22 protein-coding genes are annotated in these 25,497 nt (G+C 71.2%); 11 read left to right on the top strand and 11 right to left on the bottom strand.

From position 1 onward, the window contains the following. Window positions 1-92: 92 nt before the first annotated feature. Complete coding sequence (locus AB0M18_RS17935; RefSeq protein WP_365758934.1) at window positions 93-911, bottom strand: oxidoreductase; 819 nt, start codon at window positions 909-911, stop codon at window positions 93-95. A 102-nt stretch (window positions 912-1,013) separates the two neighbouring features. On the opposite strand from AB0M18_RS17935, the gene AB0M18_RS17930 reads away from it, so the two are divergent. Then, a complete protein-coding gene (locus AB0M18_RS17930; protein WP_365758931.1) occupies window positions 1,014-2,000 on the top strand; it encodes an ATP-binding protein in 987 nt (328 codons plus the stop codon). A gap of 152 nt (window positions 2,001-2,152) precedes the next feature. Here AB0M18_RS17930 and AB0M18_RS17925 read toward each other — a convergent pair whose 3' ends face one another. Continuing rightward, window positions 2,153-3,469, bottom strand: coding sequence for a hypothetical protein (locus tag AB0M18_RS17925; RefSeq protein WP_365758929.1), 1,317 nt, complete (start codon window positions 3,467-3,469; stop codon window positions 2,153-2,155). Between the two features lie 294 nt (window positions 3,470-3,763). On the opposite strand from AB0M18_RS17925, the gene AB0M18_RS17920 reads away from it, so the two are divergent. From AB0M18_RS17920 to AB0M18_RS17895, 6 genes are all read left to right on the top strand, one after another. After that, on the top strand, window positions 3,764-6,214 hold the full coding sequence (locus tag AB0M18_RS17920; protein WP_365758927.1) for a SulP family inorganic anion transporter: 2,451 nt from the start codon (window positions 3,764-3,766) through the stop codon (window positions 6,212-6,214). A 195-nt stretch (window positions 6,215-6,409) separates the two neighbouring features. Further along, window positions 6,410-8,365: an acetate--CoA ligase gene (gene acs, locus AB0M18_RS17915; RefSeq protein WP_365758925.1), complete on the top strand. Its 1,956-nt coding sequence runs from the start codon at window positions 6,410-6,412 to the stop codon at window positions 8,363-8,365. A 280-nt stretch (window positions 8,366-8,645) separates the two neighbouring features. After that, on the top strand, window positions 8,646-10,049 hold the full coding sequence (gene nhaA / locus AB0M18_RS17910) for a Na+/H+ antiporter NhaA (protein ID WP_365758922.1): 1,404 nt from the start codon (window positions 8,646-8,648) through the stop codon (window positions 10,047-10,049). A 37-nt stretch (window positions 10,050-10,086) separates the two neighbouring features. Then, window positions 10,087-10,584, top strand: a complete 498-nt coding sequence (locus tag AB0M18_RS17905; protein ID WP_365758920.1) for a phage holin family protein — start codon at window positions 10,087-10,089, stop codon at window positions 10,582-10,584. Beyond that, window positions 10,581-11,528, top strand: a complete 948-nt coding sequence (locus AB0M18_RS17900; protein WP_365758918.1) for an alpha/beta hydrolase — start codon at window positions 10,581-10,583, stop codon at window positions 11,526-11,528. Before AB0M18_RS17905 ends, AB0M18_RS17900 begins: the two co-directional genes overlap by 4 nt. Window positions 11,529-11,647: 119 nt before the next feature. Then, on the top strand, window positions 11,648-11,836 hold the full coding sequence (locus AB0M18_RS17895; RefSeq protein WP_365758916.1) for a hypothetical protein: 189 nt from the start codon (window positions 11,648-11,650) through the stop codon (window positions 11,834-11,836). A 107-nt stretch (window positions 11,837-11,943) separates the two neighbouring features. Here AB0M18_RS17895 and AB0M18_RS17890 read toward each other — a convergent pair whose 3' ends face one another. The 3 genes from AB0M18_RS17890 to nth form a co-directional block, all read right to left on the bottom strand. Further along, window positions 11,944-13,143 carry a MarP family serine protease gene (locus AB0M18_RS17890; protein WP_365758914.1) on the bottom strand — a complete coding sequence of 400 codons (1,200 nt, stop codon included), beginning with the start codon at window positions 13,141-13,143 and terminating at the stop codon, window positions 11,944-11,946. Window positions 13,144-13,191: 48 nt separating this feature from the next. Continuing rightward, the gene (locus AB0M18_RS17885; RefSeq protein WP_365758912.1) at window positions 13,192-13,890 is read right to left on the bottom strand and encodes a CoA pyrophosphatase; all 699 of its coding nucleotides are present in this window, start codon (window positions 13,888-13,890) and stop codon (window positions 13,192-13,194) included. 70 nt (window positions 13,891-13,960) lie between these two features. Then, window positions 13,961-14,971 (bottom strand): endonuclease III, encoded by a 1,011-nt coding sequence (nth, locus tag AB0M18_RS17880; protein WP_365758910.1) that lies wholly within the window; start codon window positions 14,969-14,971, stop codon window positions 13,961-13,963. Window positions 14,972-15,199: 228 nt separating this feature from the next. Between nth and AB0M18_RS17875 the strand changes: the two genes are divergently transcribed. Beyond that, window positions 15,200-15,874 carry a Crp/Fnr family transcriptional regulator gene (locus AB0M18_RS17875; protein ID WP_046910193.1) on the top strand — a complete coding sequence of 225 codons (675 nt, stop codon included), beginning with the start codon at window positions 15,200-15,202 and terminating at the stop codon, window positions 15,872-15,874. An 88-nt stretch (window positions 15,875-15,962) separates the two neighbouring features. Here the strand turns inward: AB0M18_RS17875 and AB0M18_RS17870 are convergent, their stop codons facing one another. The 5 genes from AB0M18_RS17870 to AB0M18_RS17850 all read right to left on the bottom strand — a co-directional run bounded on the left by AB0M18_RS17870 (window position 15,963) and on the right by AB0M18_RS17850 (window position 19,542). Continuing rightward, complete coding sequence (locus tag AB0M18_RS17870; protein WP_365758908.1) at window positions 15,963-16,847, bottom strand: prohibitin family protein; 885 nt, start codon at window positions 16,845-16,847, stop codon at window positions 15,963-15,965. Between the two features lie 120 nt (window positions 16,848-16,967). Further along, window positions 16,968-17,798: an MBL fold metallo-hydrolase gene (locus AB0M18_RS17865; RefSeq protein WP_365758906.1), complete on the bottom strand. Its 831-nt coding sequence runs from the start codon at window positions 17,796-17,798 to the stop codon at window positions 16,968-16,970. Then, entirely contained in the window at window positions 17,795-18,817 is a 1,023-nt protein-coding gene (locus AB0M18_RS17860; protein ID WP_365758904.1) for an NUDIX hydrolase, read from the bottom strand. Before AB0M18_RS17860 ends, AB0M18_RS17865 begins: the two co-directional genes overlap by 4 nt. 90 nt (window positions 18,818-18,907) lie before the next feature. Further along, the gene (locus tag AB0M18_RS17855; RefSeq protein WP_365758902.1) at window positions 18,908-19,384 is read right to left on the bottom strand and encodes a RidA family protein; all 477 of its coding nucleotides are present in this window, start codon (window positions 19,382-19,384) and stop codon (window positions 18,908-18,910) included. Beyond that, entirely contained in the window at window positions 19,381-19,542 is a 162-nt protein-coding gene (locus tag AB0M18_RS17850) for a DUF4177 domain-containing protein (RefSeq protein ID WP_137988514.1), read from the bottom strand. Before AB0M18_RS17850 ends, AB0M18_RS17855 begins: the two co-directional genes overlap by 4 nt. A gap of 154 nt (window positions 19,543-19,696) precedes the next feature. On the opposite strand from AB0M18_RS17850, the gene AB0M18_RS17845 reads away from it, so the two are divergent. Both AB0M18_RS17845 and AB0M18_RS17840 read left to right on the top strand, forming a co-directional pair. Then, complete coding sequence (locus tag AB0M18_RS17845) at window positions 19,697-20,659, top strand: ArsA-related P-loop ATPase (RefSeq protein WP_365758900.1); 963 nt, start codon at window positions 19,697-19,699, stop codon at window positions 20,657-20,659. 155 nt (window positions 20,660-20,814) lie between these two features. After that, on the top strand, window positions 20,815-22,182 hold the full coding sequence (locus tag AB0M18_RS17840) for an ArsA-related P-loop ATPase (protein WP_365759259.1): 1,368 nt from the start codon (window positions 20,815-20,817) through the stop codon (window positions 22,180-22,182). 157 nt (window positions 22,183-22,339) lie between these two features. On the opposite strand, the gene AB0M18_RS17835 is transcribed toward AB0M18_RS17840, so the two are convergent. Beyond that, window positions 22,340-22,684, bottom strand: a complete 345-nt coding sequence (locus tag AB0M18_RS17835) for a WhiB family transcriptional regulator (RefSeq protein ID WP_046910200.1) — start codon at window positions 22,682-22,684, stop codon at window positions 22,340-22,342. Between the two features lie 527 nt (window positions 22,685-23,211). On the opposite strand from AB0M18_RS17835, the gene AB0M18_RS17830 reads away from it, so the two are divergent. Beyond that, window positions 23,212-25,443, top strand: a complete 2,232-nt coding sequence (locus AB0M18_RS17830; RefSeq protein WP_365758898.1) for a transglycosylase domain-containing protein — start codon at window positions 23,212-23,214, stop codon at window positions 25,441-25,443. Window positions 25,444-25,497 lie beyond the last annotated feature (54 nt).

Raw genomic sequence — 25,497 nt, 5'->3', positions numbered from 1 at the left:
ACCGCCGCAACCCATGTCGGGGGAGAAACCGGCCCCCAGGGCCCCCAGGGCGGTGGAAGTGCCGGCGGGAGCCGGGAGCCGGAGCCGGCCGCTCAGGCCGCGCCGCGCTGCAGCGCCTCGCACACCGCCGTCGACTCCCGCACACCGAGTTCCACCGCGCGCCCGCAGTGCGCGATCCAGGCGCCCATGCCCTCCGGGGTCCCGGACAGATAGCCCTCGAAGGCCGCCAGGTACGCCGCCCGGCCCAGTTCCGCGTGCCCGACCTCGGCCGGACAGATCGCCTTCGGGTCGAGACCGCTGCCGATCAGCACGATCCGCTCCGCCGCCCGCGCCACCAGCCCGTTGTACGAGGTGAAGGGACGCAGGGCGAGCAGCTCGCCGTGCACCACGGCGGACGTGACAAGAGCCGGAGCGTCGCCGCCCGCGATGATCAGGTCGGCGAGGCCGTCGAGCCGGCCGGACACCTCGGCCGGGTCGGGCAGCGGCGCCTCGATCAGCGGCTCGTCCACCGGCTCGCCCGCCTGCCGCGGCCGGCCCGTGGACTCGCGCGGCTCGCCCTCGGCGACCAGGTGCAGCCGGGCGAGCACCCGCAGCGGCGACTGGCGCCAGATGGAGAGCAGCTGCCCGCTCTCGGCGCTCAGCCGCAGCGCCGCGCCGACCGTGCGGGCCTCCGGATCCGCGCCGAAGTCGGTGCGCCGGCGGACCTCTTCGAGGGCCCAGTCGGCGCCCGCGAGCGCGGCGGAGGCGCGCGCGCCGCGCAGCGCGGCCTCGGAGGTGATCTCGTTACTGCGACGGCGCATCACACGGTGGCCGTAGACCCGGTCGACGGCCTTGCGTACGGAGTCCACCGAGTCGGCGACGCCCGGCAGGGAGCCGAGGGCGGCCAGGGGGTCAGAGGCGTGCGTACTCATAAGTAGGGAGGCTACGCGCACCCGGCTCGGACCCCACCTTGGAGTGGTCTTCTTCACGCACCTTGACCACGACGCGCATTCATGCCACTACGCTAGGTGAACATGAAGATCGCTTTCGTGGGGAAGGGCGGCAGCGGCAAGACGACGCTGTCCTCGCTCTTCATCCGACACCTCGCCGCCGCCGGAGCCCCGGTCATGGCGGTCGACGCCGACATCAACCAGCACCTCGGGGCGGCGCTCGGCCTCTCCGACGAGGAGGCCGCGGCGCTGCCCGCCATGGGCGCGCACCTGCCGCTGATCAAGGAGTATCTGCGCGGCGACAACCCGCGGATCGCCTCCGCCGACACGATGATCAAGACGACGCCGCCCGGGGCGGGTTCGCGGCTGCTCCGGATCCGCGAGGACAACCCGGTGTACGAGGCCTGCGCCCGCCCGGTGGTGCTCGACGGGGACGGGATCCGGCTGATGGCGACGGGCCCGTTCACGGATTCGGACCTCGGAGTGGCCTGCTACCACTCCAAGGTCGGCGCGGTGGAGCTGTGCCTGAACCACCTGGTGGACGGGCCGGACGAGTACGTCGTGGTCGACATGACGGCCGGCTCGGACTCCTTCGCCTCCGGCATGTTCACCCGCTTCGACATGACCTTCCTGGTGGCCGAGCCGACCCGTAAGGGCGTGTCCGTCTACCGCCAGTACAAGGAGTACGCACGGGACTTCGGGGTCGCGCTGAAGGTCGTCGGCAACAAGGTGCAGGGCCCGGACGACATCGACTTCCTGCGCGCCGAGGTCGGCGACGACCTGCTGGTGACGGTCGGCCACTCCGATTGGGTCCGCTCGATGGAGAAGGGCCGCCCGCCGCTCTTCGAGCTCCTGGAGGCCACCAACCGCACGGCCCTGCAGCTCCTCCAGAACGCGGCGGACGACTCGTACGCCCACCGCGACTGGGAGCGCTACACGCGCCAGATGGTGCACTTCCACCTGAAGAACGCGGAGAGCTGGGGCAACGCCAAGACCGGGGCCGACCTGGCGGCGCAGGTCGACACCGGCTTCGTGCTCGACGAACGCCTCGCCGTGCCGCAGCCGAGCTGACGCCCCCACCTCGCCCGCCGGACGGAGTCCGGCACCGCTCCCGACGCCCGGGAGGCGCCCCGGCGCCGAGCGGTGCGAGGAAGCGAAGGAGAAGGGGCCGGGGGCCGACCTGGCGGCGCAGGTCGACCCCGGCTTCGTACTGACCGAAGGGCTCAGCGCCGTTCAGCCGGCTTGACGGCGGCGGCCGGGGCGGCGTTGCCCGCTGCTCCGGCCGGGGCGGCGGGCTGCGGGGCCAGGAAGGACTGCCAGCCGCCGGTCGGGGCCTCGCCGACCTTCAGGGTGCGGAGCTTGGCGACGACCGCCGGGTCCTGGGCGTCGAGCCAGTCGGCGAGCTGGCGGAAGGAGACGCACTCGACGTCCTTCTGCACGCAGACCGTGGCGATGGTCTCCTCGATGGCGCGCATATAGGTGCCGCCGTTCCAGGACTCGAAGTGGTTGCCGATGATCAGCGGCGCCCGGTTGCCCCGGTACGAGCGCTCGAAGGCCTGCACCAGGCCGTCGCGCATCTGGTTGCCCCAGTACTCGTGCATCGACGGGTCGCCCTTGGTCGTACCGGACTGGTTGACCAGGAAGTTGTAGTCCATCGACAGCGTCTGGAAGGCGCGGCCGGGGACCGGGACCAGCTGCATCGACAGGTCCCAGAGCCCCTGGTCCTTCTTCGGCCAGATCTGGTCGTTGACGCCGCTGGTGTCGTAGCGGAAGCCCATCTGGGACGCCGCCTTCACGAAGTTCGCGCGACCCTCCAGGCACGGCGTGCGGGCGCCGACGAGCTCCTTGTCGTAGTCGAACGGAAGCGGCTGCTCCGCCTTCAGTCCGGCATTCGTCTTCCAGTTCTTGACGAAGGACTTGGCCTGGTTGATCTCGCTCTTCCACTCCTCGACCGACCAGGTGCCCACACCCCCGTCCTTGCCGCAGAAGTGCCCGTTGAAGTGGGTGCCGATCTCGTTGCCCTCCTCCCAGGCACCGCGCAGTTCGCGCACGGTGTCGCGGATGCCCTGGACGTCGTTGAAGCCGATGTCCGAGCGGCCCGGGGAGTGCTGCGGCGGGTTGTACATCTCGCGCTTGGACTCCGGCAGCAGGTACACGCCGCTGAGGAAGTACGTCATGTTCGCGCCGTACTGCTTGCCGACCTTGCGGAAGTGGGAGAACAGTCTCTGGCTGTCCTCGCCCGCGCCGTCCCAGGAGAACACCACGAACTGGGGCGGCTGCTGACCCGGCTTCAGGCGCTGCCAGGTGGGCTGCTTCGGCTGCACGCCGGTGAAGGCGGTGGAGCCGTCCCCGATCAGCCGTACCGCGCTCTGCGGGGCCGCGGCCGGACCCTTCTTGGCGCCCGCGGCGCCCGGTGCCCCCTGCGGAGCGGAACCGCCGGAGCCCGAGCAGCCGGCGAGCCCGGCCGTGAGGGCGACGGCGAGGGCGCCGACGGCGAGCGCCCTCTTCTGGACAGTGGTCCTTCTCGCGGCGGCTGACATCCGCACACCTCTCCTCGTTGCGTTCGCTTGCCCGTTCGCACGGTTCCTCGGATTTCCGTACAAGCGGCGTCAACGTCGCACCACGACGGCCGGAGCGCGGCAACGACAAGCGGTATGACCACGTTCTGTCACCGGATCCGGTGAATCATTGCCCTGTTTGCCCCGAAAATAATGCCGGAGACTTTACTCTCCATTACCATTCATTTACTGAGCGTTCATCAGTGCTGATCGCTGTACCCGCCGCTGAACCCCGCACGAGCCGCGTCACGCTGCCCCTCCGGAGGAGACGGGAACATGACCCTCACCAGCCCTGCCCGCACCACGAACCGGCCTCGCGTCCAACGGCCGCACAGCCCACCGGACGGTCCGCGCCGCCGCTTCCGCATCGCCGGCGCGGACCTGTCCGCGTCGGTCGCCGTGTTCCTCATCGCGCTGCCGCTCTCCCTCGGCATCGCCCTCGCCACCGGCGCGCCGCTCCAGGCCGGTCTGGTGGCCGCCGCCGTCGGCGGCATCGTCGCCGGTCGGCTCGGCGGCTCCCCGCTCCAGGTCAGCGGCCCGGCCGCCGGACTGACCGTGGTCACCGCCGAGCTGATCCAGCGCTACGGCTGGCGCACCACCTGCGCCGTCACGGTCCTCGCCGGACTGGCCCAACTCGGCCTCGCCGCCCTGCGGGTGGCCCGCTCCGCGCTCGCCGTCTCCCCTGCCGTCGTGCACGGGATGCTGGCCGGGATCGGCGTCACCATCGCCCTCGCCCAGCTGCACGTCGTGCTCGGCGGGAGCCCGCAGAGCTCCGCTGTGGCCAACGCCCGTGGACTGCCCGCCCAGTTGGCGCACGTCTCCGGCCCCGCGCTCGCCATCAGTGCGCTCACCGTCGCCGTACTGCTGTTGTGGCCGCGCTTGCCAGGGCGTGTGGGCCGGCTCGTACGCAAGGTCCCGGCGGCCCTCGCCGCCGTGGCCGGTGCCACGGCGGTCGCCGCTCTCGCCGGGCTGCGCCTGCCCCGGGTCGACCTGCCCTCGTGGAGCAGTCACGCGCTCGTGGGGCTGCCGGAGGGTCCGTTGCTGGGACTGGTCGCCGCCGCCCTCACCGTCACGCTGGTCGGCAGTGTCGAGTCGTTGCTCTCGGCCGTCGCGGTCGACAAGCTGGCCGCGGCCCGCCGGGCGGGCCCGCCGGTCCCCCGGTCTCGCCTGGACCGCGAACTCGCCGGCCAGGGCGCGGCCAACGTGCTCTCCGGGGCACTCGGCGGGCTGCCCGTCACGGGCGTCGCCGTGCGCAGCGCCGCCAACATCTCCGCCGGCGCGACCGGCCGCAACTCCGCGATCCTGCACGGCGTCTGGGTCATCCTCGCCGCGTTGTTCCTGGTGCCCGTGCTCGACCTGATCCCGCTGGCCTCGCTCGCCGCGCTCGTCACCGTCGTCGGTGTCCAGATGGTCAGCATCACCCATCTGCGCAGCGTCCGGCGCAATCGCGAGATGCTCGTGTACGTGGCGACGCTGACCGCCGTCGTCCTGACAGGGGTCCTGGAAGGCGTGGTCATCGGTGTCGCGGTCGCCGTGGCGGTCGCCCTGCACCGGCTCACCCGGACCCGGATCACGATCGAGGAGACCGATGAGGGCCACCACGTGCGGGCGCGGGGGCAGTTGACCTTCCTCGCCGTACCCCGGCTCAGCCGGGTCCTGCATCAGATCCCGCAGGACTCGCCCTGCGTCGTCGAACTGGACGGGTCCTTCATGGACCACGCCGCCTACGAGGCCCTGCGCGACTGGCAGGCCTCACACGACGCCGCCGTCCGACTGACCGGTCCGGCCGGCCACCGGATCACCCGGCCCACGCCCGCCTCCGGCTCCGCCGCGCACGGCGCGGGCAGGCACGCCTGCTGCCGCCCGTGGACGCCGTGGCGCAATCACCAGTGCGGCGAGCAGCGGCCCTCGGGGGCCGAGGGCACGGAGGGCGGCGGCGAGGAGCCGGGCGGCGGGACCGTCGGGCACCGGCTGGCGAGCGGCATCGGCGCCTTCCAGCGGGACACCGCGCCGCTGGTGCGCGAGGAGCTGGCCAGGCTGGCCCGGGAGGGACAGCGGCCCTCGCAGCTGTTCCTGACCTGCGCGGATTCCCGGCTGGTGACCAGCATGATCACGTCCAGCGGCCCGGGCGACCTGTTCACGGTGCGCAATGTGGGGAACCTGGTGCCACTGCCGGGCGAGGAGAGCGGGGACGACTCGGTGGCGGCGGCGATCGAGTACGCGGTGGAGGTGCTGCGGGTCGAGTCGATCACGGTCTGCGGGCACTCGGGCTGCGGCGCGATGCAGGCCCTGCTGAACAGCGGCCCCGACGAGCCGCCGAGCCCGCTGCGCCGCTGGCTGCGGCACGGCCTGCCGAGTCTGGAGCGGATGGCGAGCCGCCGCCACGCCTGGGCGAGGATCTCCGGCCGGCTGCCGGCCGACGCGGTCGAGCAGCTGTGCCTGACCAATGTGGTGCAGCAGCTGGAGCATCTGCGGGCGTACGAGTCGGTGGCGCGGCGGCTCGCCGAGGGCACGCTGACGCTGCACGGGATGTACTTCCACGTGGGCGAGGCGCAGGCCTATCTGCTGGCCGGCACGGACGAGGTGCACAGCTACGACGACGTGTTCAACCATGTGCCGCCCGCGGCGGGCGGCACAGCGGCAGGACCGACGTCGGGGCCGACGCCGGGGCCGGCGGCGGAGCCGGAGGACCGGGCGTGGGGGCGGCAGGCCGCGCGCGCGTCCTGAACCATCTGTTCCGTTCGTCCGTGCAAGTGTGTGACCCCTCGCTCCCCACCGCTCGGGGAGCGAGGGGTCACCTCCGCGTGTCACCGCACAGGTCTAAACCAATTGTCCGGAGCCTCTTGTCACCCGGGCATCCGCCTGATGAGCTATGACGCGGGACACACAGGCACATAGGACGCCCTGGGAAAGGGAGATGTCGTGAGCAACGAATCCTTGGCCAATCTGCTCAAGGAAGAGCGCCGCTTCGCGCCGCCCGCCGAGCTGGCCGCGCACGCCAATGTCACGGCGGAGGCGTACGAGCAGGCCAAGGCGGACAGGCTGGGCTTCTGGGCCGAGCAGGCCAAGCGGCTCAGCTGGGCCACCGAGCCGACGGAGACGCTCGACTGGTCGAACCCGCCGTTCGCCAAGTGGTTCGCCGACGGCGAGCTGAACGTCGCGTACAACTGCGTGGACCGCCACGTCGAGGCCGGCAACGGCGACCGGGTCGCCATCCACTTCGAGGGCGAGCCGGGCGACAGCCGCGCCATCACCTACGCCGAGCTCAAGGACGAGGTCTCCCGGGCCGCCAACGCCCTGACCGAGCTGGGTGTCCGCAAGGGCGACCGGGTCGCGGTCTACCTGCCGATGATCCCCGAGGCGGCCATCACCATGCTGGCCTGCGCCCGCATCGGCGCCGCCCACTCGGTGGTCTTCGGCGGCTTCTCGGCCGACGCCGTCGCCTCCCGGATCCAGGACGCCGACGCCAAGCTGGTCGTCACCGCCGACGGCGGCTACCGCCGCGGCAAGCCGTCCGCCCTCAAGCCGGCCATCGACGAGGCCGTCGGCAAGTGCCCGCAGGTCGAGCACGTCCTCGTGGTCCGCCGCACCGGCCAGGACACCGCCTTCACCGAGGGCCGCGACGTGTGGTGGGACGACATCGTCGCCCGCCAGTCCGCCGAGCACACCCCCGAGGCCTTCGAGGCGGAGCACCCGCTCTTCATCCTCTACACCTCGGGCACCACCGGGAAGCCGAAGGGCATCCTGCACACCTCCGGCGGCTACCTCACCCAGGCCGCGTACACCCACCACGCCGTCTTCGACCTCAAGCCGGAGACCGACGTCTTCTGGTGCACGGCCGACATCGGCTGGGTCACCGGCCACTCGTACATCGTGTACGGGCCGCTGGCCAACGGCGCGACCCAGGTCATGTACGAGGGCACCCCGGACACCCCGCACCAGGGCCGGTTCTGGGAGATCGTGCAGAAGTACGGCGTCACCATCCTCTACACGGCGCCGACCGCCATCCGCACGTTCATGAAGTGGGGCGACGACATCCCCGCCAAGTTCGACCTGTCGTCGCTGCGCCTCCTCGGCTCGGTCGGCGAGCCGATCAACCCCGAGGCGTGGATCTGGTACCGGAAGCACATCGGCGCCGACACGTGCCCGATCGTGGACACCTGGTGGCAGACCGAGACCGGCGCGATGATGATCTCGCCGCTGCCCGGCGTCACCGAGACCAAGCCCGGATCCGCGCAGCGCCCGCTGCCCGGCATCTCGGCCACCGTCGTCGACGACGAGGCGAACGAGGTCGCGAACGGGGGCGGCGGCTACCTGGTGCTCACCGAGCCGTGGCCGTCCATGCTCCGCACCATCTGGGGCGACGACCAGCGCTTCGTCGACACCTACTGGTCGCGCTTCGAGGGCAAGTACTTCGCGGGTGACGGCGCGAAGAAGGACGACGACGGCGACATCTGGCTGCTCGGCCGGGTCGACGACGTCATGCTCGTCTCGGGCCACAACATCTCCACCACCGAGGTCGAGTCCGCGCTGGTCTCCCACCCGTCGGTCGCCGAGGCCGCCGTGGTCGGCGCCGCCGACGAGACCACGGGCCAGGCCATCGTCGCCTTCGTGATCCTGCGCGGCACGGCCACCGAGGACGACGGTCTCGTCGCCGAACTACGCAACCACGTCGGCGCGCATCTCGGCCCCATCGCCAAGCCGAAGCGGATCCTGCCGGTGGCCGAGCTGCCCAAGACCCGCTCCGGCAAGATCATGCGCCGGCTGCTGCGCGACGTCGCCGAGAACCGCGAGCTGGGCGATGTCACGACGCTGACCGACTCCTCGGTCATGGACCTCATCCAGACCAAGCTGCCGGCCGCGGCCAGCGAGGACTGATCCGCGGACCCCACCGAAAACCGCAGGTGAGCGCCCGTCCCGGAGTGACCGGGGCGGGCGCTTCCGTGCGCTCGCGGGGTTGTCCACAGGGCGTTGTCCACAGGGGGTGCCGGTGTCCGCGTATGCACCTAAAGTGAAGATCGCCAGTCACCACCGAGCACCTATCAGTAAAGTTAGGTAAAGTAAGGACCGCGTCAGTGACGCGACAAGAACACCTAGGTGCGCCGGGAAGTCTGGTCGGCATGTGCTAAGCCCTGCCCACCGACCGGAGGTTCTCACCGTGCCCGCGTCCGCGCCCCCGCCCACCGACCGCAGGTTCCTCGGCCGGCTCTCGCTGCCTGAGCGCCGCTTCGTCGCCGACGCGCTGCGCACGGAGACCGTCGGCGGTGTGCTGCTGCTTGTCGCCGCGGTCGTCGCACTCATCTGGGCCAACACCCCGCTGAAGGACAGCTACGCGGCCGTGCAGGACTTCCACCTGGGCCCGGCCGCCCTCGGCCTCGATCTGTCGGTGGAGCACTGGGCCGCCGACGGCCTCCTCGCGATCTTCTTCTTCGTGGCCGGCATCGAGCTCAAGCGCGAGCTCGTCGCGGGCGAGCTGCGCGACCCCAAGGCCGCCGCGCTTCCCGTCATCGCCGCGATATGCGGCATGGCGGTGCCCGCCCTGGTCTACACCGTGGTCAACCTGGTCGGCGACGGCAGCCTCGGCGGCTGGGCCGTGCCCACCGCCACCGACATCGCCTTCGCTCTCGCCGTCCTCGCCGTGATCGGCACCTCGCTGCCCTCGGCGCTGCGGGCCTTCCTGCTCACCCTCGCCGTCGTCGACGACCTGCTCGCGATCCTCATCATCGCGATCTTCTTCACCGACGACCTCAACTTCGCCGCCCTCGGCGGCGCCGTCGCCGGACTGGCCGTCTTCTGGCTGCTGCTGCGCAAGGGCGTCCGCGGCTGGTACGTGTACGTGCCGCTGGCCCTGGTCATCTGGGGCCTGATGTACAACAGCGGCGTCCACGCCACCATCGCCGGCGTCGCCATGGGCCTGATGCTGCGCTGCACCACCCACGAGGGCGAGGAGCACTCCCCCGGCGAGCGCATCGAGCACCTGGTCCGGCCACTCTCCGCCGGTCTCGCCGTGCCGCTGTTCGCGCTGTTCTCCGCCGGAGTCACCATCTCCGGCAAGTCCATCAGCGACGTGTTCACCCAGCCCGTCACCCTCGGCGTGGTCCTCGGACTCGTCGCCGGCAAGGCCCTCGGCATCTTCGGCGGCACGTGGATCACCGCCCGCTTCACAAGAGCGGAGCTCAACCCCGACCTGGCCTGGCCGGACGTCTTCGCCGTGGCCACGCTCTCCGGCATCGGCTTCACCGTCTCGCTGCTCATCGGCGAACTGGCCTTCGAGGGCGACGTGGCGCTGACCAACCAGGTGAAGGCAGCGGTTCTGGCCGGCTCCCTCATAGCCGCCGTGCTCGCCTCCGTACTCCTGAAGCTGCGGGTCCGCAGGTACCAGGCCCTGTGCGCGGAGGAGGACCGCGACGAGGACCACGACGGAATCCCCGACATCTACGAGGAGCACACCCCCGAGTACCACCTGCGGATGGCCGAGATCTACGAGCGGAAGGCCGCCGAGCATCGCGAGCGCGCCCAACTGGCGGGTGCATCGCGCGGCGGGGACGACCGTCCGGCATGATCTGAGGGCAGACGACACAGGAGAAGAGGGAGCAGCCATGAGCGACCCGTTCGACGGAACCGAGCGCAGCCTCGGCCAGCTGGTCGCCTCGGCGACCGCCGAGATGTCCGCCCTGGTGCACGACGAGATCGCCCTCGCCAAGGCGGAGATCCGCCAGGACGTGAAGCGCGGTGGGATCGGAGCGATCCTCGGCATCACCGCCGCCGTGGTGCTGCTGTTCTCCCTGCCGATGCTGAGCTTCGCGCTCGCCTACGCCATCAACACCTGGACCGGTGGGCACAACGGCAACGGCGGCTGGAACATGGTCTGGTGCTTCCTGCTGTCCTTCACGGCGAACGTGCTGTTCGCGGGCGTGCTCATCGCCATCGCCGTCGCCAAGTTCAAGAAGGTCAAGAAGCCGGAGAAGACCATCGACTCCGCCAAGCAGACCGCGGCGATCATGCAGAACGTCAAGCCGCACCCGCGGCCGGTGGCGGCCGACGCGGCCCGGATCGCCCTGGACAAGGGCGAGACTGTGGCACGCTCATCCGCATGACCGTCCCTGAGAGCAGCAGCGCCAACGGCGGGAGCCCCGTCCGCATCGACGGGCCGTGGACCCACCGCGACGTGGCGGCCAACGGCGCCCGCTTCCACATCGCCGAGATGGGCGACGGCCCCTTGGTGCTGCTGCTGCACGGCTTCCCGCAGTTCTGGTGGACCTGGCGCCACCAGCTGCCTGCCCTCGCCGAGGCCGGTTTCCGGGCCGTGGCGATGGACCTGCGCGGCGTCGGCGGCAGCGACCGCACGCCCCGCGGTTACGACCCGGCCAACCTGGCCCTGGACATCACCGGCGTGATCCGCTCGCTCGGCGAGCCGGACGCCGCCCTCGTCGGCCACGACCTGGGCGGCTACCTCGCCTGGACGGCCGCCGTGATGCGCCCCAAGCTGGTGCGCCGGCTCGCCGTCTCCTCGATGCCGCACCCGCGCCGCTGGCGCTCGGCGATGCTCTCCGACTTCGCGCAGACCCGCGCCGGTTCGTACGTGTGGGGCTTCCAGCGCCCGTGGCTGCCGGAGCGTCAGCTCGTCGCCGACGAGGCGGCGCTCGTCGGCCGGCTCATCCAGGACTGGTCCGGGCCGAACCCGGGCGCGGCGGCCGACGAGGAGGCCCTCGCGGTCTACCGGCGGGCCATGTGCATCCCGTCGACCGCGCACTGCTCCATCGAGCCGTACCGTTGGATGGTGCGCTCGCTGGCCCGCCCGGACGGCATCCAGTTCAACCGGCGCATGAAGCGGCCGGTGCGGGTGCCCACGCTGCACCTGCACGGTTCGCTCGACCCGGTGATGCGGACCCGCAGCGCGGCCGGCTCCGGCGAGTACGTGGAGGCTCCCTACCGCTGGCGGCTCTTCGACGGCCTCGGGCACTTCCCCCACGAGGAGGACCCGGCGGCGTTCACCACCGAGCTCGTCAACTGGCTGAAGGACCCCGAGCCCGACCGCTGACGACCGCTGAACACCGGCGGCGCACAGCCGTCCGTCGAATTGCCATGTGCCTCGCGCATACTCCAATTGGCGGGCCCCCGGGCGGTTACCGACCTTGGGCCCCGGGCAGACGTCCGGGTATGGGCTGGACGCACGACTACAGTGACACAGCACGCGACCGCCGCTCGATCGGCGGCTCCGGCGCCCCGGAACGGGGCGGTACGCAGGACCAGGGCCATCCGCACCCGGCGCGGGCCGTGGGGATCTCCCGGATCCTCCGCCGCCGGGCCCGCTGGATGTCGGCCCGACTGCGCCACACCCGTACGTAGCCGCATCCGTACGTAGTCTCCATCCTCACGCATACGCCGACCCGCCGCACGGGCCCCGGAACGGGCTCGAACGGGCCCTCCAGGGCGCCCTGAAGGGCCTCGGCCTCCTAGAGGGCGCAGCCCTGGCTGTCGACCTGCTGGGCGGCCGAGCGGCCGCGGAGGATGTCGTCACGGATCTCGTCGACCGTCAGCGCGTAACCGGTGTTGGCGTCGTCGAGGGAGCGGGCGAAGATCACGCCGTACACCTTGCCGTCGGCGGTGAGCAGCGGTCCGCCGGAGTTGCCCTGACGAACCGTCGCGTACAGCGAGTACACGTCCCTGCGCACCTCCCCGCGGTGGTAGATGTCGGGGCCCTCGGCGGCGATGCGTCCGCGGACGCGCGCCGAGCGCACGTCGTAGGCGCCGTTCTCGGGGAAGCCGGCGACGATGGCGTTGTCGCCGCTGCGCGCGTCCTGGTCGGTGAACTGGAGCGGGCGGGCCTTGAGATCGGGCACGTCGAGGACGGCGATGTCGCGCTTCCAGTCGTAGAGGACGACCTTGGCGTCGTGGAGCTTGCCCTCGCCGCCGATCTGGACGGTCGGCTCGTCGACGCCGCCGACGACATGCGCGTTGGTCATGACCCGGCGCTCGGCGAAGACGAAGCCGGTGCCTTCGAGGACCTTGCCGCAGCTGGGGGCGGTGCCGACGACCTTGACGATGGAGTCCTGGGCGCGGGCGGCGACCGGGCTGCCCGCGAGCGCCGGGTCGGGCGGCAGCACCTCGGTGATGGGCTCGTTGGAGAAGGGGCTGAAGACCTGCGGGAAGCCGTTCTGGGCGAGCGCCGAGGTGAAGTCGGAGAACCAGCCGGGTGCCTGATCCGGCATCACCTGGTCGACCCCGAGGAGCACCTTGGAGCCGCGGACCTCCTTGCCCAGGGTGGGCATGGCCGTACCGGCCAGGGCGGAGCCGATGAGCCAGGCCACGAGCAGCATCGCGACCACGTTGACCAGGGCGCCGCCGGTGGCGTCCAGGACGCGGGCGGGCGTCCGGGTGATGTGCCGGCGCAGCTTGCTGCCGAGGTGGGTGGTGAAGGCCTGGCCGACGGAGGCGCTGATGATCACCACCATCACGAAGATCACCGTCGCGGTCGTCGAGACCTCGCTGTGGTCGGTCAGCTGGTTCCAGAGGGCCGGCAGCAGCAGAACGGCGACGAGACCGCCGCCGAGGAAGCCGATCACCGAGAGGATGCCGACGACGAAACCCTGGCGGTAACCGATGATCGCGAACCAGACGGCGGCGAGCAGCAACAGGATGTCCAGCACGTTCACCGTCAGTAGCCTCGCAGATTCGTCATCGATCGCCCCGGGGCCAGCCTGTCATGACCTCCAGTCGAGCGGGACCCGCTTCGAGCGGTCCCAGGGGCGCTCCCAGCCTGCGAAATGCAGGATCCGGTCGATCACTCCCGCGGTAAATCCCCAGACCAGAGCCGATTCGACGAGGAATGCGGGGCCGTGGTGGCCGCTGGGATGGGTCGCGGTGGCGCGGTTCGCGGGATCCGTGAGATCCGCCACGGGGACGGTGAAGACCCGGGCGGTCTCGGCGGGGTCGACGACCCCGACCGGGCTGGGCGCCCGCCACCAGCCGAGGACGGGCGTGACGACGAATCCGCTCACCGGGATGTACAGGCGGGGCAGCACACCGAAGAGCTGGACGCCGGCCGGATCGAGGCCGGTCTCCTCGCGGGCCTCGCGCAGCGCGGCCCGCAGCAGCCCGCCGTCGGCCGGGTCGCCGTCCTCGGGGTCGAGGGAGCCGCCGGGGAAGGAGGGCTGCCCGGCGTGCGAGCGGAGGGTGCCGGAGCGCTCCATCAGCAGCAGCTCCGGGCCGCGCGGGCCCTCGCCGAAGAGGATGAGCACGGCGGACTGCCGCCCCGCGCCGTCCTCGGGCGGCAGGAAGCGGCTCAGCTGCTCCGGCTCGACCGTGCGGGCGGCGTGGTCGACCGGGCCGAGCCAGTCGGGCAGCCCCGCTCTGCTGAGCAGGCCACCCGAGCCCTGGAGCTCTTCACCAGTGCGCGTCATAGGCACCCCCGTGTCTCATCCCGTGTTTCACAACGCGGTCGGCCTCCCGGTTCGTTCCCGGGCTCAGGGCTCAGGAGCTCGCGCCCAGCGGGGGCGCGGGGAGGCCCGGGTAGTCCGGCGGCGGGTTGAGCCGCTGGCCCGGGAAGCCGCCCTTCTCGTACTTCAGGAGCTTGCGCGCCTTCTCCGGATCGGTCTCGCCCTCGCCGTACGAGGGGCAGAGGTGGGTGATCGGGCAGGCGCCGCAGGCGGGCTTGCGGGCGTGGCAGATGCGGCGCCCGTGGAAGATCACCCGGTGCGAGAGCATCGTCCAGTCGCTCTTCGGGAAGATCTCGGCGACCTCGGCCTCGATCTTCACCGGGTCGTCGGACTCGGTCCACTTCCAGCGCCGGGCCAGCCGCATGAAGTGGGTGTCCACGGTGATGCCGGGCACTCCGAAGGCGTTGCCGAGGACCACGAAGGCCGTCTTCCGGCCGACGCCGGGCAGCTTGACCAGGTCGTCCAGGCGCCCGGGCACCTCACCGCCGAAGTCGTCCCTGAGGGCCGCGGCGAGCCCCATGATCGACTTGGTCTTGGCGCGGAAGAAGCCGGTCGGCCGGATCAGCTCCTCGACCTCCTCGGGCACGGCGGCGGCCAGGTCCTCGGGGGTCGGATACTTCGCGAAGAGCGCGGGCGTGGTCTGGTTGACCCGCAGGTCCGTGGTCTGGGCGGAGAGGACCGTGGCGACGAGCAGCTCGAAGGGGTTGCGGAAGTCGAGCTCGGGATGGGCGTACGGATAGACCTCGGCCAGCTCCCGGTTGATCTTCCGGGCACGCCGGACCATGGCGAGGTGCGACTCGGGCTTGGCGGCCTTCCTCGCGGTGACCTTCTCCGCGGTGGTCGTCTTCGCGGTGGTCGTCTTCGCGGTGGTCGTGTTCGCGGCGGCCTTCCTCGCGGTGGCCTTCTTCGCCGCCTCAGCCGTCTTCGTGGGGGCCTTTTCGGACACCGCCTTCTTGGTGGCCGCCTTTGCCTCGGCCGCCGCCGGTTTGTCGGGTCCTCCGGACCCCACTCGGGGGCGTTTTGTCGCTTTCGTCTGTTTCGACACTCCGCGTTCGCCCACAGCGGAATTGGCTTCGTCCCGCACTCTTCCAGCCCCCTTGGCCTGTGCTCTCACCGGCGAGTTGGACACCCGGCCAGCCTAGGGGCCGCCGCCGACATCCGCCCCGCGCGCCCCCGATCACGACCCAATCGGGCCCCTGACGTACGGAAAGGCGGTCCGGTGCGTCAAACTTGTTGTGATTGATCGCACTGAGGTCGACATAGGAGAGAACTCGTGGACGACGTTCTGCGGCGCGCCCCGCTGTTCGCGGCGCTCGACGACGAGCAGGCCGCTGAGCTGCGCGCCTCGATGAGTGAGGCGACGCTGGCCCGAGGCGACGCACTCTTCCACGAGGGCGACCCGGGCGACCGGCTCTACGTGGTCACCGAGGGCAAGGTGAAGCTGCACCGCACCTCGCCCGACGGCCGCGAGAACATGCTGGCCGTCCTCGGCCCCGGCGAGCTGATCGGCGAGCTGTCCCTGTTCGACCCGGGCCCGCGCACCGCCACCGCGACCGCGCTGACCGAGGTCAAGCTGCTCGGCCTCGGCCACGGCGACCTCCAGCCCTGGCTGAACGCCCGGCCCGAGGTGGCCAGCGCCCTGCTGCGCGCCGTCGCCCGCCGCCTGCGCAAGACCAACGACCAGATGTCCGACCTGGTCTTCTCCGACGTGCCGGGCCGTGTCGCCCGCGCACTCCTCGACCTGTCGCGCCGCTTCGGCGTGCAGTCCGAGGAGGGCATCCACGTCGTCCACGACCTCACCCAGGAGGAGCTGGCCCAGCTGGTCGGCGCCTCCCGCGAGACGGTCAACAAGGCGCTCGCCGACTTCGCCCAGCGCGGCTGGCTGCGCCTGGAGGCCCGCGCGGTGATCCTGCTCGACGTGGAGCGCCTCGCCAAGCGCTCGCGCTGAGCACCACCCCGTACGTACGAGAAGGGGCCGCCCGGTCGAACCGGGCGGCCCCTTCTCGTAGAGACCGGCGCCATCTACCTCGACGTGGTCAGCGCTTCGTACCGTCCACGATCAGCGGGTTCGAGCCGCCGCTGCCGCAGGGCACCGCGTAGACCGGGTTCTTCGCGGAGGCCTCCTTGTAGGCGTCGATGCACTGGTTCATCAGGACCTTGTCGGTCAGCGAGTCGTTGAGGATCTTGTTGGCGCGGGCGATACCCTCCGCCTCGATCCGGCGCCGGTCGGCCTCCGCCTTGGCGGTACGGGAGGCCTCCAGGGCCCGCTCGGTGGCCTGCTGCTGCTGGATCTTGCGGTCGATCTGGTCCTGCAGGGCCTGCGAGGGCTTCACGTTGCGCAGGTTCACGGTGGTGACGTCGATGCCGCGCGGGGCGAGCCGCTCCTTGATGAGGCGCGCGATCTCCGCATTGATCTTCTCGCGGTCGGAGGCGTAGCCCTGCTCGCTCGAGTAGCGGGCGAAGACGTTGCGGACGATCTCACGGCTGTCCGGGTAGACCAGACGCTGCTGGATGGCGTCCTCGCTGCCGGCCAGCTTGTAGAGCTCGACCGCCTTGGACGGGTGCACCGCCCACTTCACGGTGACCTCGGCGTACATCACGCCGCCCTGCGAGGAGCGGACCTCGACCACGTCCTTGTCGGAGAGGTTGAGGTCGACGGGCCGGGTGGAGAAGGTCGTGACGTTCGTGAACGGCGACTTCATGTGCATGCCGGAGGTCATCGGCGTACCGACCTTGCCGAACGCGACCGGGACGCCGACCTCGTACGCGCTGATCACGTACGTCATGCTCGCGATCAGCGAGAACAGGCCGGCGAGCAGGGCGCCGACGGCGCCGAGCTTGAGGCCGCGGGTGTCGTTCACGCGGCCGACGATGTAGAGCACCACCGCCGTGATGACCAGCAGGATGGCTATGACGAACACGGGCTTCCCCCCGAGAGCTACGGCCAGATGTAAGCGGAGCGTAAGACACTCGGGGAGGGCCGCAGGTTCCGGGGGTTCGGGACCGGGCTCGAAGACGCGCCCGGCCGACGGCCTCCCGCCTCAGATCAGGCCGCGCTCCTTCAGATAGTCCAGCTGCGCCCGTACGGAGAGCTCGGCGGCCGGCCACAGGGAGCGGTCCACGTCCGCGTAGACGTGGGCGACGACCTCCGGGGCGGTCCGCAGACCGCCCTCGACGGCCGTCTCGACCTGGGCGAGCCGGCTCGCCCGGTGGGCGAGATAGAACTCCACGGCCCCCTGCGCGTCCTCCAGGACCGGCCCGTGGCCGGGCAGGACCGTGTGCACCCCGTCGTCGACGGTGAGCGTGCGCAGCCGCCGCAGGGAGTCCAGATACTCGCCGAGCCGCCCGTCCGGGTGCGCCACCATCGTCGTGCCCCGGCCCAGGATCGTGTCGCCGGTGAGCACCGCCCGGTCGGCCGGAAGGTGGAAGCAGAGCGAGTCGGAGGTGTGGCCGGGGGTGGGCACGACCCGGAGTTCGAGCCCGCCCGTGGTGATCACGTCGCCGTCCCCGAGCCCCTCGTCGCCGAGCCGGAGCGCCGGGTCGAGCGCCCGTACTCCGGTGCGGGTCAGCTCGGCGAAGCGCGCCGCGCCCTCGGCGTGGTCCGAGTGCCCGTGGGTGAGCAGGGTGAGGCCGATCCGCTTGCCGAGTCTCTCGGCGGTGGCGACGACGTTGCGCAGGTGTCCCTCGTCGAGCGGCCCGGGATCGATGACGACGGCGAGGTCGGAGTCCGGCTCGGCGACGATCCAGGTGTTGGTGCCGTCCAGGGTCATCGCGGACGGGTTCGGCGCGAGGACGTTGACGGCGCGGGCGGTCGCGGGCCCGGAGACGACGGCACCGCGCGGCTGCCCGGGAAGGGTGTGGGCGTGGCTCATGTCGTCCCTCCATCCGGCCCGGCGGGCCGGTCGGCGGCATCACCGGCCGTGTCCCCGCCGGTATCTCCGGCGGCATCCCCGTCGGTGTCTCCGGCGGTGTCCCCGGCGGCGGGGATGTGCTTCGTGAACTCATCGTGCCCCGGCCAGCTCAGGATCACCTCGTCGCCGTCCAGACGCGCCTGCGCGAGGACGGGGGTCATCTCCTGCTCCGGCGCCGCGGCCAGGGCGCCGGCGGCGGTCCCGTACGGTTCGAGGGCGCGGAGGGTCGAGATGGTCGGCGGCATCATCGTCAGCTCACCCCGGTCGTAGCCGGCGGCGGCGTCCGCCGGGCGGATCCAGACGGTCCGGTCGGCCTCGGTGGAGGCGTTCCGGGTGCGCTGGCCGGCCGGGAGGGCGGCGACGAAGAACCAGGTGTCGTAGCGCCGGGGCTCGAACTCGGGCGTGATCCAGCGGGCCCAGGCCCCGAGCAGGTCCGAGCGCAGCACCAGGCCGCGCCGGTCGAGGAAGTCCGCGAAGGACAGCTCACGGGCGACCAGCGCCGCCCGGTCCTTCTCCCAGTCCTCCCCGGTCGTGTCGCCGACGACCGTGTCCCGCGTCTCCCCGGCGAGCAGCACGCCCGCCTCCTCGTACGTCTCGCGCACGGCGGCGCAGACCACGGCCTGTGCCTGCGCGGGGTCCGGGAGGCCGAGGCGCGCCGCCCACTCCTCGCGGGCGGGGCCGGCCCAGCGCACCGGGTGCTCGTCGCGCGGGTCGACGCCGCCGCCGGGGTAGGCGTACGCGCCGCCCGCGAAGGCCATGGAGGCGCGCCGGCGCAGCATGTGGACCAGGGGCCCGTCGGCGCCGTCCTTCAGGAGCAGCACGGTGGCGGCCCGCCGGGGCGTCGCGGGGACCAGCTCACCGGCGGCGAGGGCGCGGATGCGGTCGGGCCACTCCGCCGGGTACCACTGCCCGTTCGACTGCCCACCGGGCTGCCCGCTCGACTGACCGCTCGACTGACCGTTCGTCTGACCATTCGGCATGGCCGGATGCTATGCGCAAGCATCGGAATGCACGAGAGCCGGTTCCCTCCGCGTGGGAGGGAACCGGCTCGGACGGCTCGTGTACGGGCCTCAGGCCTGCTCGAGCTCCACCTGGACCTCGACCTCGACGGGGGCGTCCAGCGGGAGGACGGCGACGCCGACGGCGCTGCGCGCGTGCACGCCCTTGTCGCCGAGGACGGCGCCGAGCAGCTCGCTGGCGCCGTTGATGACACCCGGCTGGCCGGTGAAGTCGGGGGCGGAGGCGACGAAGCCGACCACCTTCACGACCCGCTTGATCCGGTCCAGGTCACCGGCGACCGACTTCACGGCCGCGAGCGCGTTGAGCGCGCAGGTGGCGGCGAGCTCCTTGGCCTCCTCGGCCGTGACCTCGGCGCCGACCTTGCCGGTCACCGGGAGCTTGCCGGCCACCATCGGGAGCTGGCCCGAGGTGTAGACGTACACGCCGGACTGCACGGCCGGCTGGTAGGCCGCGAGCGGCGGGACGACCTCGGGCAGCGTCAGGCCCAGCTCGGCGATCTTCGCCTCGACGGCTCCGGCCCCGCTCACGAGGTCTTCTCCCGCTTCAGGTAGGCCACGAGCTGCTCGGGGTTGTTCGGGCCGGGCACGACCTGGACGAGCTCCCAGCCGTCCTCGCCCCAGGTGTCAAGAATCTGCTTCGTCGCGTGCACCAGCAGCGGCACAGTCGCGTACTCCCACTTGGTCATGCGCCGACTGTATCCGCTGTGCGGAGGCGGTCCGCCGAGGCGGCCCCAGGGACGATCCCGGGGTGACCCCTAGGTGATCGGGGGGCGTGTTCGGGGGGCGCGTCCGGGACGACCCTCTGATTGGGGCGGGCCGCCAGTGGTTAGGCTCGAAGACGTGAGCAGGCTCCAGGTCGTCAGCGGCAAGGGCGGTACCGGTAAGACGACGGTGGCCGCGGCACTCGCGCTCGCCCTCGCCACGGAGGGCAAGCGGACCCTCCTGGTCGAGGTGGAGGGCAGGCAGGGCATCGCGCAGCTCTTCGAGACGGAGGCGCTGCCGTACGAGGAGCGCAAGATCGCCGTCGCGCCGGGCGGCGGCGAGGTGTTCGCGCTGGCCATCGACGCCGAGCGCGCCCTCCTGGACTACCTCCAGATGTTCTACAAACTGGGCAGCGCGGGCCGGGCGCTGAAGAAACTCGGCGCGATCGACTTCGCGACGACGATAGCGCCGGGCGTGCGGGACGTGCTGCTCACCGGGAAGGCCTGCGAGGCGGTCCGCCGCCGGGAGAAGCACGGCGGCTTCACCTACGACTACGTGGTGATGGACGCGCCGCCGACCGGCCGCATCACCCGATTCCTCAATGTCAACGACGAGGTGGCGGGCCTGGCGAGGATCGGTCCGATACACAATCAGGCCCAGGCGATCATGCGCTTCCTGAAGTCCCCGGACACCGCGGTGCACCTGGTGACGCTCCTGGAGGAGATGCCGGTCCAGGAGACCGCCGACGGCATCGCCGAGCTGCGCGCGGCCGAACTGCCGGTGGGGCGCGTGGTGGTGAACATGGTCCGCCCGCACGTCCTCGACGAGGCGGCGGTACGGGCCGCCTCCGGCGCCCACCGCGACGCCATCGCCGACACGCTGGCGTCCGTCGGCGTCAAGGGCGGCACCCGGCTGGTCGAGCCGCTCCTGGAGCAGGCCGCCGAGCACGCCCAGCGGGTGGAGCTGGAGCGGGCGCAGCGGGAGACGCTGGACGGCATCGGGGTCCCGTCGTACGAACTGCCCTTCCTGGGGGACGGGGCGGACATCGCCGGCCTGTACCGACTGGCGAAGGAGCTGCGGAGACAAGGGGTGGGCGCGTGACGCAGGCCACGCAGAGCACGGTGAGGCGGCCGCCGAAGGCTGCCGCGGGCGCGGACTCCGGCGCCGGCACGGGCGGAGGCACGGTCGCTTCCGCGTCCGCTTCCGCTGCCGTGGGCAGGGACTCGGACGGGACGGCCGGGGGTCCGGCCGCCGGTCTGGACAGCGTTTCCGTCCTGGACCTGGATCCGCTGATCGACGATCCGGCGACGCGCATCATCGTGTGCTGCGGCGCGGGCGGGGTCGGCAAGACTACGACGGCGGCGGCTCTGGGCGTCCGGGCGGCGGAGCGCGGCCGGCGGGTCGTGGTGCTCACCATCGACCCGGCGCGCCGGCTGGCCCAGTCGATGGGCATCGACTCGCTCGACAACGTGCCGCGCAAGGTGGACGGCATCAAGGGCAGCGACGGCGGCGAACTGCACGCGATGATGCTCGACATGAAGCGGACCTTCGACGAGATCGTCGAGGCGCACGCGGACGCCGACCGGGCCCGGGCGATCCTGGAGAACCCCTTCTACCAGTCCCTGTCGGCCGGTTTCGCCGGTACGCAGGAGTACATGGCGATGGAGAAGCTGGGTCAGCTCCGGGCCAAGGACGAGTGGGACCTGATCGTGGTCGACACTCCGCCGTCGCGGTCGGCGCTCGACTTCCTCGACGCGCCGAAGCGGCTCGGTTCCTTCCTCGACGGCACGTTCATCAAGCTGCTGATGGCGCCGGCGAAGGTGGGCGGCCGGGCGGGCATGAAGTTCCTCAACGTCGGGATGTCGATGATGACCGGGACGCTGGGGAAGCTGCTGGGGGGTCAGTTCCTGAAGGACGTGCAGACCTTCGTGGCGGCGATGGACACGATGTTCGGCGGTTTCCGGACCCGCGCGGACGCCACGTACAGACTGCTCCAGGCTCCGGGCACGGCCTTCCTCGTGGTCGCCACCCCGGAGCGGGACGCGCTGCGGGAGGCGGCGTACTTCGTGGAGCGGCTGGCCGCGGAGGAGATGCCGCTCGCGGGGATCGTCCTCAACCGGGTCCATGGCAGCGGCGCCGCCCGGCTCTCGGCCGAGCGGGCGCGGGCCGCCGCAGAAAATCTTGACGAGGGGCGCATTGTGGATCAGGGCGCCGGGAAACCTACTGGACGTGGCTCCCGTGCCACCTCTCCCGAGACTCCCGAGCCGTCAGACCCCCCTGCGGGCCCCACCGCAGAGCCTGCCGCACACCTCGCCACCGCCGCCGTCGATGTCACCGATGTCAGCACCGTCACCGACGCCAACGCCGTCACCGCACGTTCCGAGTCCGAGGCTGCCCCCACAGCCGAAGCGGACCCGGATGTTCAGCAACTGACCGCAGGGCTGCTCCGTCTCCATGCCGAGCGGATGCAGGTGCTCGCACGTGAGCAGCGCACGCGCGACCGCTTCACCGCGCTCCACCCCGAGGTGGCGGTCGCCGAAGTGGCCGCCCTGCCCGGCGATGTGCACGACCTCGACGGACTGCGGGCCATCGGTGAGCGTCTCGCGGTCGGCCGTATGCCCTGAGGACCCGCCCGACCGGCACGCTGACGGATACGCCTGCCGGTACGCCGACCGGCACACGCCCCCGGCGCCGACCGGTACCGCGCCGGGTGACAGGCCCTCGGGCCCTGCCTCCCCCGCGGCGCGGCCCAGCGCCCCGGCGGCCCGACGGCCTCGCGGCCTAGCCCACCGCCGCGTACGTCTCGTACGTCGCGTCGTCGTCCATCGCCACGGGAAGCAGGCCCGCTCCCCGCTCGTACTCGGTGCGCGCGGTCTCCAGGAGCCGGCGCCACGAGGTGACGGTCGGCCGGCGGCGCAGCAGGGCGCGCCGTTCGCGCTCCGTCATACCGCCCCACACGCCGAATTCCACGCGGTTGTCGAGGGCGTCGGCGAGACACTCGGTCCGCACCGGACATCCGGTGCACACCGCCTTCGCCCTGTTCTGCGCCGCACCCTGCACGAAAAGTTCATCCGGATCGGTAGTGCGGCAGGCCGCCTGCGCACTCCAGTCAGCTACCCAGCCCATACCGGCGCCGTCCTCTCCCGAATCGAGGCTCCCCCACGGCGGTAGCGGCATATTCACCGCTGCCAGTTGGGACGTTACGGAAGGTGGGGACAGCGCAACACCCCCTTCGGGCCCAATCTTGAATGGCCCGAACGGACTATGCGTGCCCGGCAGATCACCCAGGGGAGTGACGCCAGGACATCACGGCCATACCGGACATGAGCCGGATTCAGGCATGAAGTCACCGCGCTTCGGGTACGCGGGAATTCCTGCCGACGTCACGCACGGGTCTTGATGCGGGACCGCACGGCTGTGACAGTTGGGAGCAGCTTAGGCCAAGGCATATACGTGTGTCCGGCGAATCGGAACGTCGCCGCCTCACGCCGCCATGCCGCCGAACCGGCCGCGCCTTCCGCCTCGGCGGCGAGCCGCTCGCCAGGCCTGTCTCGCTCCCCGCCCCGGCCCGGATGTCACGGTCTCGTACTCGAACGCTCCGAGAGGCACCCGCTCCTACGGAACGCTCAGCAGTACGGATTAGGCTGCCCCCTATGGCAAAGAAGCGCTCGGGCGGAGGTCTGACCGGGACCCAGCAGGCCGCGAAGTTCCTCGGTGTCAGTGTGCTCTCCGGAGCCGTGCTGGCAGGCATCGCCCTGCCCGCGGCCGGAGCGCTGGGACTGGCGGCCAAGGGCACGGTCGAGGGGTTCGACGAAATCCCGTCCAACCTGAAGACACCACCCCTGAGTCAGCGCACCACGATCCTCGACTCAGAGGGCGGCCACATCGCCACCGTGTACTCGCGCGACCGGAAGGTCGTGCCGATCGACAAGATCTCCCCGTACATGCAGAAGGCGATCGTCGCGATCGAGGACTCGCGGTTCTACGAGCACGGCGCGATCGACCTCAAGGGCGTGCTGCGCGCGATCAACCGGAACGCGCAGTCGGGCGGCGTCGCGCAGGGCGCGTCCACGCTCACCCAGCAGTACGTGAAGAACGTCTTCGTCGAGGAGGCGGGCGACGACCCCGAGAAGGTCGCCCAGGCCACCCAGCAGACGATGGGCCGCAAGGTGCGCGAGCTGAAGTTCGCCATCCAGGTCGAGGAGGAGCTCGGCAAGAAGAAGATCCTGGAGAACTACCTCAACATCACGTTCTTCGGGCAGCAGGCGTACGGCATCGAGGCCGCCTCGCAGCGCTACTTCTCCAAGCACGCCGCCGACCTCACCCTCGCCGAGTCCGCCATGATGGCCGGCCTGGTGCAGTCGCCCAGCCGCTACGACCCGGTGAACGACCTCCAGGAGGCGACCAAGCGGCGCAACGTCGTCCTCCAGCGCATGGCCGACGTCAAGGACATCAGCCAGGCGGAGGCCGACAAGGCCATGGCCACGCCGATCAAGCTGAAGGTGAAGTCGCCGAAGAACGGCTGCATCACCGCCGTCGACGGCTCCGGCTTCTTCTGCGACTACGTCCGCAAGACGATCCTCAGCGACCCGGTCTTCGGCAAGACGGCCGAGGAGCGCCAGAAGCTGTGGAACCTGGGCGGTCTGACCATCAAGACCACCCTCTCGCCGCGCGCCCAGGAGGCGGCGAACGAGGCTGCCATCGCCAAGATCGACAAGGACGACCCGGTCGCCGCCGCGGTGGTCCAGGTCCAGCCCGGCACCGGCAAGATCCTCTCGATGGGTCAGTCCCGCCCGTACGGCCTGGACCAGAAGCTGCACCAGACGACGCTCAACCTCTCCGTCGGCAAGAAGATGGGCGGCACCACCTACGGCTTCCAGGTCGGTTCGACCTTCAAGCCGATCACGGCCGCCGCAGCGCTGGAGAAGGGCCTCAGCCCCGCGCAGTCCTTCACCACGCCGTGGAAGATCTCGATGCCGATGAACTCGTACCGCACCTGCGCGGGCGGCCCCTCCGGCGGCGGCAACTGGGACCTCCAGAACGAGATGAAGGAGGAGGCCGGCACCTGGGACATGACCAGCGCGCTGGGCAAGTCCATCAACACCTACTTCGCGCAGCTGGAGCAGATGACCGGTCTGTGCGAGACCGTCAGCATGGCCAAGAAGATGGGGTACGAGCGCGAGCTCGGCAAGGACCTGAAGGAGCTCCCCTCCATCACCCTCGGCGGCCAGGAGGCGACCCCGCTCGACATGGCCTCGGTCTACGCGACCTTCGCCAACCGCGGCACGTACTGCACCCCGATCGCCATCGAGTCGATCACGACGGCGGCCGGCCAGAAGCTCAAGGTCCCGCAGACCCAGTGCTCCAAGGCGATGAGCGACCGCACCGCCGACATGGTCAACCAGATGCTGAAGGGCGTCGTCGAGGACGGCACCGGTACCAGGGCCGGTCTGAGCGATCGCGACAACGCGGGCAAGACGGGTACCACCAACGACCGCAAGGACGCCTGGTTCGTCGGCTACACGCCGAACCTGTCCACGGCGGTGTGGGTCGGTGACGACGTCGGCGAGAAGAAGTCGATGTACGACATCACCATCGGCGGCCAGTACTACGACAAGGTCTGCGGTGGCTGCCTCCCCGGCCCGATCTGGCGGATCGCGATGACCGGCGCCCTGAACGCCGGCGAGACCCCCGGTTTCGTCCCGATCAACGTCCCGCGCGGCGCGAAGCCGGAGGACAAGGACAAAGACAAGCAGAAGCCCGGCGACGACAACAAGCCGGGCGGCTCGGACCCGGGCACCACCCTGCCGGGCGGGATCACCCTCCCGCCGGACCTGATCGGCGGCACCACCGGCAAGCCCGGCCACGGCCGCGGCGGGAACTAGCTCCGCCGACCAGCCGGCCGACGGCGACGAAGGCGCCCCTCCCGAACGGATCGG

Source organism: Streptomyces sp. NPDC051909 (genome assembly GCF_040681095.1).
In the GTDB taxonomy this organism is placed as follows: Bacteria; Actinomycetota; Actinomycetes; order Streptomycetales; family Streptomycetaceae; genus Streptomyces.
This window is presented reverse-complemented; position numbering and strand designations above follow the sequence as displayed.